This is a genomic window from Jatrophihabitans sp., from assembly GCF_051960575.1.
Taxonomy (GTDB): Bacteria; Actinomycetota; Actinomycetes; order Mycobacteriales; family Jatrophihabitantaceae; genus JBQCEE01.
Genome location: NZ_JBQCEE010000058.1, coordinates 1 through 8,257, shown reverse-complemented (window position 1 = coordinate 8,257; position 8,257 = coordinate 1). Strand labels below are relative to the sequence as shown.

The 8,257-nt window shown below is 73.3% G+C and carries 9 protein-coding genes and 1 pseudogene; 4 read left to right on the top strand and 6 right to left on the bottom strand.

Annotated features, from left to right (window positions below; genetic code table 11):
- Nucleotides 1-7 precede the first annotated feature (7 nt).
- Complete coding sequence (locus tag ACTHMS_RS02855) at nucleotides 8-589, bottom strand: hypothetical protein (RefSeq protein WP_440305165.1); 582 nt, start codon at nucleotides 587-589, stop codon at nucleotides 8-10.
- A gap of 126 nt (nucleotides 590-715) precedes the next feature.
- On the opposite strand from ACTHMS_RS02855, the gene crtI reads away from it, so the two are divergent.
- Both crtI and ACTHMS_RS02845 read left to right on the top strand, forming a co-directional pair.
- On the top strand, nucleotides 716-2,209 hold the full coding sequence (gene crtI, locus ACTHMS_RS02850) for a phytoene desaturase family protein (protein ID WP_440305164.1): 1,494 nt from the start codon (nucleotides 716-718) through the stop codon (nucleotides 2,207-2,209).
- An 18-nt stretch (nucleotides 2,210-2,227) separates the two neighbouring features.
- Nucleotides 2,228-3,262, top strand: a complete 1,035-nt coding sequence (locus tag ACTHMS_RS02845) for a phytoene/squalene synthase family protein (protein ID WP_440305163.1) — start codon at nucleotides 2,228-2,230, stop codon at nucleotides 3,260-3,262.
- Here the strand turns inward: ACTHMS_RS02845 and ACTHMS_RS02840 are convergent.
- The 5 genes and pseudogenes from ACTHMS_RS02840 to ACTHMS_RS02820 form a co-directional block, all read right to left on the bottom strand.
- Nucleotides 3,237-3,449 (bottom strand): annotated as a pseudogene (locus ACTHMS_RS02840) (lycopene cyclase domain-containing protein); the annotation flags it as partial. The gene ACTHMS_RS02845 and the pseudogene ACTHMS_RS02840 overlap by 26 nt on opposite strands.
- Nucleotides 3,446-3,766, bottom strand: coding sequence for a lycopene cyclase domain-containing protein (locus ACTHMS_RS02835; RefSeq protein ID WP_440305162.1), 321 nt, complete (start codon nucleotides 3,764-3,766; stop codon nucleotides 3,446-3,448). The gene ACTHMS_RS02835 and the pseudogene ACTHMS_RS02840, both read right to left, overlap by 4 nt.
- Before the next feature lie 25 nt (nucleotides 3,767-3,791).
- Nucleotides 3,792-4,115 carry an Rv2175c family DNA-binding protein gene (locus ACTHMS_RS02830; RefSeq protein ID WP_440305161.1) on the bottom strand — a complete coding sequence of 108 codons (324 nt, stop codon included), beginning with the start codon at nucleotides 4,113-4,115 and terminating at the stop codon, nucleotides 3,792-3,794.
- A 17-nt stretch (nucleotides 4,116-4,132) separates the two neighbouring features.
- A complete protein-coding gene (locus ACTHMS_RS02825; protein ID WP_440305160.1) occupies nucleotides 4,133-4,900 on the bottom strand; it encodes a class I SAM-dependent methyltransferase in 768 nt (255 codons plus the stop codon).
- A gap of 19 nt (nucleotides 4,901-4,919) precedes the next feature.
- A complete protein-coding gene (locus ACTHMS_RS02820) occupies nucleotides 4,920-5,738 on the bottom strand; it encodes a spermidine synthase (protein ID WP_440305159.1) in 819 nt (272 codons plus the stop codon).
- A 106-nt stretch (nucleotides 5,739-5,844) separates the two neighbouring features.
- Between ACTHMS_RS02820 and ACTHMS_RS02815 the strand changes: the two genes are divergently transcribed.
- Nucleotides 5,845-7,908, top strand: coding sequence for a protein kinase domain-containing protein (locus ACTHMS_RS02815; RefSeq protein ID WP_440305158.1), 2,064 nt, complete (start codon nucleotides 5,845-5,847; stop codon nucleotides 7,906-7,908).
- Between the two features lie 3 nt (nucleotides 7,909-7,911).
- Nucleotides 7,912-8,257, top strand: a 346-nt coding sequence (locus ACTHMS_RS02810) for a TIM barrel protein (RefSeq protein ID WP_440305157.1), incomplete at its 3' end; no start/stop codon positions are given.

Sequence of the window (8,257 nt, the reverse complement as noted above, 5' to 3'; positions counted from 1 at the left end):
CAGCGGTCTACGGGAACTTCAGCACCGCGCAGTTGTAGTTGCCGCTGGGCAGCTTGGCGAAGCCGATCTCCATGCGCAGCGTGTTCGCGTCCAGCAGCCACGACTTGTTCACCGACTCGAGCGACTTGAACGCCGTCACCGGGTCCTGGTCGGGCACCTGCGCGTACATGTAGTGCGGCACGCAGGTCGGGCCGTTGCCACCGGCGGCGGCGCAGGCGGTCGCGTCCTGGCTCGACTGGGCCGTCACCGGCTGCAGGCCCGCCGACGTGCGCAGCTGGTTGATCTGGCGGGCCAGCCCCGCCACGGCCGGCCCACCGACGACCGGTGGCGGCTTCGGCCGCGACGGCGCGGACGAGGGCGCCGACGACGGCGTCGAGACCGCGGGTGACGAGACCCCCGGCTGCGCGCCCGCGATCGTGCTGTCGTCGGTGCCGGTGTAGTCCTGGCTGCCGCCCTCGTGGCTGCCGGTGAACAGCACCACGAAGGTGACGACGATGATGGCGGCCATCACGAGCACGGCGAGGCCCCACAGCCCGTGGCGGCGGGATAGCCGGGCGGGGTCGTCACGGTCGTCGTAGCGATCGCTCACGGTGTGCACCTCCCCGCGATCGAGGCCTGCCGCTCGTCGCCGTCGGCAACGGCTGGGTCACAAATCACGCTAACAGGTCAGCCCCGCCCCCCTGTGGCCGCGCGCGAACCCGTACGTTCGTTCGTGATGCGCACCGTTCCCGGCCCCAGCAACTCCGTCGTCGTGGTCGGCGCCGGGCTGGGCGGACTGTCGGCGGCGCTGCACCTGGCCGGCGCGGGACGGCACGTCACCGTCGTCGAGCGCGAGCCCTTCCCCGGCGGCCGCTGCGGCCTGCTGCGCGATCACGGCTACGTCTTCGACACCGGCCCGACCGTGCTCACCATGCCCGAACTGGTGCAGGACGCCCTCGGCGCCGTCGGCGAGAAGCTCGAGGACCGCCTCACGCTGCACCGCATCGACCCGGCCTACCGCGCCCGCTTCGCCGACGGCAGCACGATCGACGTGCGCGCCGAGGTGCCGGACATGGCCGAGGAGATCGCGCGCACCTGCGGCCCGCAGGACGCCGAGGGCTACGTGCGCTACGTCGAGTACCTGCGCAGGCTCTACGAGATCGAGATGCCGCACTTCATCGCGCGCAACCTCGACCACCCGTTCCAGCTCGTCGGCTCGCCGCTGGCCAAGCTCGTCGCGATGGGCGCCTTCGGCAAGCTCGGCAACCGCGTCGGCCGGTTCGTCAAGGACGAGCGGCTCAAGCGGCTCTTCTCGTTCCAGGCGATGTACGCGGGCCTCGCGCCGGCGCAGGCGCTCGCCATCTACGCGGTGATCACCTACATGGACTGCGTCGCCGGCGTGTACTTCCCCGAGGGCGGCATGCACGCGCTGCCCCGGGCGCTCGCCGGCGCCGCGCGCGACCACGGCGTCGAGTTCCGCTACAACACCACCGTCGCGCGCATCGACCTCAGTTCGGGGCGCGCGTGCGGCGTCATCACCGACGACGGCGAGCGCATCCCCGCCGACGTCGTCGTCGTCAACGCCGATCTGCCGACGGCCTACCAGCAGCTGCTGCCGCCCGGGTACACGCCGCGGCGCATCCGGCGGCTGCGGTACTCGCCGTCGGCCGCCGTGCTGCACGTCGGCTCGAGCGCGACCTTCCCGGACGCCCAGCACCACACCATCAACTTCGGTGCGGCGTGGGACAGCACCTTCGATGAGCTCATCGACGACGGCACCACCATGAGCGACCCGTCGGTCCTCGTCACCACCCCCTCGCTGACCGACCCGTCGCTGGCGCCGAACGGCAAGCACACCTACTACGCGCTCTTCCCGACGCCGAACCTCGACCACCGGCGTCCGATCGACTGGGCGCGGCAGCGGGCGGGCTACCGCGACGAGATGGTCGCGACGATGGAGCGGCGCGGCTACGCCGGCTTCGGCGACGGCATCGAGGTCGAGCACCTGGTCACGCCGGCCGACTGGCAGGCGCAGGGCATGGCGGCGGGCGCCCCGTTCGCCGCGGCGCACCTGTTCCGCCAGACCGGCCCGTTCCGTCCGACGACGCTCGACCGGCGCATCGAGAACCTCGTCTTCGCCGGCTCGAACACCCAGCCGGGCGTCGGTGTGCCGATGGTGCTCGTCTCGGGACGATTGGCGGCCGAGCGGATCACCGGGCCGCGGGCATGAATCTGCCAGGATGAGCCGGTGACCGCCCGCAGCGAGCTCGACGCGGCCGGCATCGAGGGCGCGGCGCTGCGCCGCAGCTACGAGATCTGCCGCCGCCTCAACGCCGAGCACGGCAAGACCTACTACCTCGCCACCCTGTTGCTGCCGCCCGCGAAGCGGCCGCACGTGCACGCGCTCTACGGCTTCGCCCGCTACGTCGACGACCTCGTCGACGACCTCGACCCCTCGCTCACGCCGCAGCAGCGTGCCGACCGCCTCGGCGCGTGGACCGACGACTTCCTCGCCGACCTCGACTGGGGCGCCACCAGCGACCCGGTGAGCCGGGCGGTGCTGCACACCGTGCAGGAGTTCGGCATCCCCCACGAGTACCTCGCCGACTTCCTCGAGTCGATGCGCATGGACCTCACCGTCACCGGCTACCCGACGTTCGCCGACCTCGAGGGCTACATGTGGGGCTCGGCCGCGGTGATCGGGCTCGAGATGCTGCCGATCCTCGGCCGGCGCGACGAGTCGGTGCGCTGGGACGTGATCGAGGACCACGCCATCGACCTCGGCGTCGCCTTCCAGCTCACCAACTTCCTGCGCGACATCGCCGAGGACCTCCGCCGCGGCCGCGTGTACCTGCCGCAGGAGTCGCTCGACATGTTCGGCGTCGACCGCGACCGCCTCGCCCGCGGCGTGGTTGACGAGTCGCTGCGCAATCTGCTGGCCTGGGAGATCGAGCGGACGCGCGACATCTACCGGCGGGCCGAGCCGGGCATCGAGCTGGTGCACCCGAGCTCGCAGGACTGCCTGCGCACCGCCTTCACGCTGTACGGCGGCATCCTGGACGAGATCGAGGCGGCCGACTACGACGTCTTCACGACTCGGGTGGCCGTGCCGCTGCGTCGTCGGGGCGCGGTCGCGGCGCGCGGGTTGGCACGGGCGTACGCCGCGCGGCGCGACGGTCGGCCACTCGTCCGGCGAACGTCCACAACGACAACGCCGTCAGCACCATCGCGAACCCGAACAGCAGATCCTCGAGCGGCGCGTAGACGATCCGCACGCCCGTGATCGCCGCCGGGTCGTAGCGCACGATCCGCAGTCCGGTGAGCAGGCCGTTGCTGACCAGCTGGAAGAACACGATGATCGCCTCGGCGGCCCAGAACCCCTTCTGCCGCAGCAGGTTCGTGCGCAGCACGGCCAGGTCGACGAGCACGGACGCGACCACGCCGAGCAGCGCCGCGGTGGTGTAGCTCATTCGAGCCACTCCGGACGGCGGGCGCGCACGGCCTCGAGGGTGAGGATCGCGCACGTCGGGATGACGACGAAGAACAGCAGCTCCTCGAGCGGCAGGTGCCCGGGCAGGGTGACGCCGACGAGGTAGGCGCCGTCGTAGTACCAGTGGTGCGCGCGGATGGCGAGGATGTCCCAGCCGCCGAAGAGCACGACGATGCACGCGAGCACGAACAGCAGCCGGGGCCACTGCCGGTAGACGCGCGCGCCGAGCCACAGCTCGAGCGGCAGCGTGCCGACGAAGCAGGCGGCGAGGATCAGCAGATAGACGGCATGCCGCACCGACGCACCCCCACCGCGCGAGCCATCAGTAGCCGGCGACCTGCGCCCGGCGCTTCACCTCGGAGCCGCGGTTCGCCCGCAGCGCCTCGATCGGCGTGCCGGGCAGCGAGTCGTCGGCGCGGAACAACCAGTCGACGATCTCGTGGTCGGCGTAGTGCGCGTCCCGCAGCTGCGTGATGACGGCGGGCAGGTGTTTGACGATCACGCCGTCCTGCACGAAGTCGGTGGGGATGCGCCGCACGTTCTCGTCGCGGACGGCGACCAGGTGGCCGTCGCGCAGCAGCTGGTGCACGCGGGTGACCGGCACGCCGAGCGCCTCGGCGATGTCCGGGACGGACGACAGCTCCACGCGGTCAGTATCGCCGGTCACGGCCGCGTCGCCAGGATGAGGTAGGTGCCCCCGCGCAGGGTGAGGGTGCCGCCGATGCTCTCGACCGCCTCGCCGATCGCGGCGTAGAGCCGCTGCTGCTGCTCGGCCGGCAGCGCGAGGTGGTCGCTGTGCGTGGCGACGTACCCGACCCACTCGGCGGCGGTGTAGGTGCGCTGCCACGGGTGGTCGCGGGTGACGACGCTCGCGAACCGGCCGCGGTCGCGCAGCCGCTGCACGTGCGTCGGCTCGGTGCGGTGCTTGCGGTGCGAGCCCGCCTGCAGCCCCAGCCCCGGCGCGTGCCGCCGGTAGGCCTCGGCCAGGGCCGGCACCGCCTCGTCGTCGTCGTCGGTCTCGTCGTGGTTCCAGAACACCGCCAACGACCCGCCCGGACGCAGCAGCTCGACCGCGCGCGCGATGCCGGCCTCCGGCTGGATCCAGTGCCACGCCTGCGCGACGGTGATGAGGTCGAAGGTGCGGCCCGCGGCGTCCCAGGTCTCGAACGCGCCGACCTCGACGGGGATGCCGTGCCCGCGCGCCACCTCGGCCATGCGCGCGTCGATCTCCAGGCCGAGGACGTCGAGGCCGCGGGCGGCGAGCTGCCGCGCCGCCTTGCCGGTGCCGCACGCGACGTCGAGCACCTGCCGCGGGCGCAGCGCCGCGAGCTCGTCGATGAGGGCGTCGGGGTACCCGGGCCGGTAGCGGTCGTAGTCGGCGGCCACCGAGCCGAACGACTCGGCCCGGCCGCGGTCGAGGTGCAACGTCACCGGCCCATTCTGTCCGGCCTCACCCACCGACCCGCCACATCTCGTCCGGCGGTGTGGGCGATCGCATCGGGTCGGCGTCGGTGAGCGGCGCGGCGCCCGCGGCGAACCGGTCGAGCGCGGCGCCGGCCGTGACGCTGCGCGGGAAGGGCGCCGCGGCCGAGGCCCGCTGCACCTGCGCGAGCGGCAGGCCGTGCCGGGCGGCGGCGAGCACGACGTTGCCGTGCCGCCGGCCCTTGACGATCGCGGGATCGGCCACGACGAGCACGTCGGCGAAGTGCTGCCGCACCGTGGCGACGAGCCGGCGGGCGTACCGGACGGGTGGCCCGTCGGCGACGTTGGCCAGGAACACGCCGTCCGGGCGCAGCACCCGCGCCACCTCGGCGAGGAACTCGGTGGTCGTGAGCTCGCCGGGCACGCGTCCGCCCTGGAAGGCGTCGAGCACCAGCACGTCGGCGCTCGCGTCCTTGAGCGCGGCGACGCCCGTGCGTCCGTCGACCGGCCGGATGCGGATGCGGTGCCCGCGCGGCAGCGGGAGGCGGCGGCGCACGAGCTCGATGAGCTCGGCGTCCGGCTCGAGCACGATCTGCGGCGACCCCGGACGCGTGACGGCGAGCCACCGGGCGAGGGTGGCGCCACCACCGCCGACGTGCGTGACGGCCAGCGGGCCGGGCGGCAGCGCGTCGATCACGTCGGCGAAGGCCTGCACGTACTCGAAGTCGAGGTAGGTGGGGTCGTCGAGGTCGACGTAGGACTGCCGGATGCGGTCGATGAGCAGCAGCCAACCGCCCGGGTTGTCGTCGTCGGCGAGCAGTTCGATCTCGCCCGCAGCCCCTCGCACGGCGTCCACGCTAGGGGTGCGGGGCCCGACCCGGGCGGCAGGGCGGCCTGAACGTGCGCGGTGCGGCGGGCCCGGAACGGGACCTGTGCGCCCGTAGACTCGGGCCGTGCAGACGTCGGCCACCGATCCGTTGGTGGGCCGCACACTCGAGGGGCGCTACCGCCTGCTGGAACGGATCGCGCGCGGTGGCATGTCCACGGTGTACGCGGCCGTCGACGAGCGACTCGACCGCAGTGTCGCCGTCAAGGTGATGTCGTCCGCGCTCTCGGCCGACCCGGCGTTCAGCGACCGCTTCGCCCGCGAGGCGCGCGCGGCCGCCCGGATGACCCACCTCAACACCGTCGCGGTCTACGACCAGGGGTGGGAGGCCGCCGCCGACGGGCACCACGTCTTCCTGGTCATGGAGCTCGTCGAGGGACGCACCCTGCGCGAGCTGCTGCGCGAGAAGCACCGCCTGTCGCCGGCCGAGGCGATCTCGATCATGGAGCCGGTGCTCAGCGCGCTGGCCGCCGCCCACCGCGCCGGCATCGTGCACCGCGACATCAAGCCCGAGAACATCCTGCTGTCCGACGACGGCGTGGTGAAGGTGGCCGACTTCGGGCTGGCGCGCGCCGTCGAGACCGACGCCGCCAACACCCGCACGGGACTCATGATGGGCACGGTCGCGTACTGCGCGCCCGAGCAGTTCACCAAGGGTGTCGCCGACCAGCGCTCGGACGTCTACGCCTGCGGCATCGTGCTGTTCGAGCTGCTGACCGGGCAGCCGCCGTTTCGCGGCGACACCGCGATCAACGTGGCGTACCAGCACGTGCACGGCCGGGTGCCGGCACCGTCGTCGAAGGTGCGGGGCATCCCCGCCGAGATCGACGAGCTGGTGGTGCTGACGACCGACCCCGACCCCGGGTCGCGCCCCGCGGACGCCGGTGCCCTGCTCGCCGAGCTCGCCGACGTGCGCAGCGAGCTCGGCCTGCCGGTGACGCCCGTGCCGCCGCGTCCGCGCACGAGGCAGCGCACCGCGCCGCGCGAGACGGCACCCACCGGCGACGACGAGACGACCGACGTGATCCGCAGCCGTACGGGCGGCGGGTCGACCAACCGCACCTCGGTGGTGCCGCCGCCGGGCACGGTCGGCCAGCGCGCCGGTGTCGGCGGCCGGGCCCTGCTGGCCGGCGACGACGGACCGCCGCCGCCGGTCGTCATCCCGCCGCCGAAGCGGCCGAAGCAGCGCCGCCGCCCGAACCGCCGGCGCCGGGCGCTGATCATCGTGCTGGTGCTGCTCATCGCGGGCGCAGCGGCGGGCTACGGCACCTGGTACCTCGTGGCCGGCCGCTACGCCAAGGTGCCGGACGTGATCGGTGACTCGCCGACGCAGGCGAAGCAGGAGCTGCGGCAGGCCGGCTACACCGACGTGGTCGTGCTGCCGGGGCCGCAGTACGACAACCGCCCGAAGGGCACCCGGGTCGCCAAGGGGGCGGTGCTGCACACCGACCCGTCGGCGGGCTCGCGGGTGGTGAAGACCAAGCGCATCTCGATCGTGCTGTCGGCCGGGCTGCAGCAGTGGCAGCTGCCGGACGTCGCGCGCAGCTGCCACAACCAGGGCACGACGGCGTGCTCGCCGCAAGAGGCGCGCGACCTGCTGCGGCAGGTGAGCCCGCTCATCAACGTGGTCGTCGACGTGCGTCCCGAGAACTCGATGACCGTGCCGTCGGGCTACCTGACGCGCACGTCGCCGGCGGCCGGCACCGACGTCACCGTCGACGACACGGTGACGCTCTACCAGTCGATCGGCCCGCCGATCATCGACGTGCCGAGCATCGAGCCGGGCGCCACGGTCGCCGACGCCAAGGCCACGCTCACCAAGGCCGGCTTCAAGGTCGTCGTCGCCAAGCCGGTGCCGAACAGCAGCGTGCCGCCCGACACGGTGGTGTCGGTGACGCCGAACGGCCGGGCGCCCAAGGGCAGCACCATCACGATCACGCCGTGCAAGGGCGTCACCGTGCCGAGCTTCAGCTTCGGCAGCGACTACGACACCGCCGCCGCACAGCTCGAGTCGCTCGGGCTGGTGCCGGTCAAGCACGAGACGCTGCCCGGCAACCGCATCATCGGCCAGTCGCCCAGCGGCGGCACCCGCGTGCACGTCGGCGACTCCGTCGACCTCTACGTCGCCTGACCGGTGGCGCGCGCACGGCCGCCGATCGGCGCCCACATCTCCGTCGCGGGCGGCCTGGCGAAGGCCCTCCCCCGCATCGAGGCGGTCGACGCCACGGCGGCGCAGGTCTTCGTCGCCAACCCGCGGGCGTGGACGGCGCCGGCCGACGACCCCGACGGCGACGCCGCCTTCGCGGCCGCGTGCCCCGTGCCGGTGTTCGTGCACGCGCCGTACCTCATCAACTTCGGCTCGCCCACGGGACAGACGACCGAGCGCTCGGCCGAGGCGCTGGCCTTCTCGCTGCGTCGCGCCGCCGCGATCGGTGCGCGCGGCGTGGTCGTGCACGCCGGCTCGGCCGTCGCGGGCAACC

What these genes read in the sequence shown, in the direction of transcription:
- crtI (WP_440305164.1), top strand. Translation starts at nt 716, where the DNA reads ATGCGCACCGTTCCCGGCCCCAGCAACTCCGTCGTCGTGGTCGGCGCC.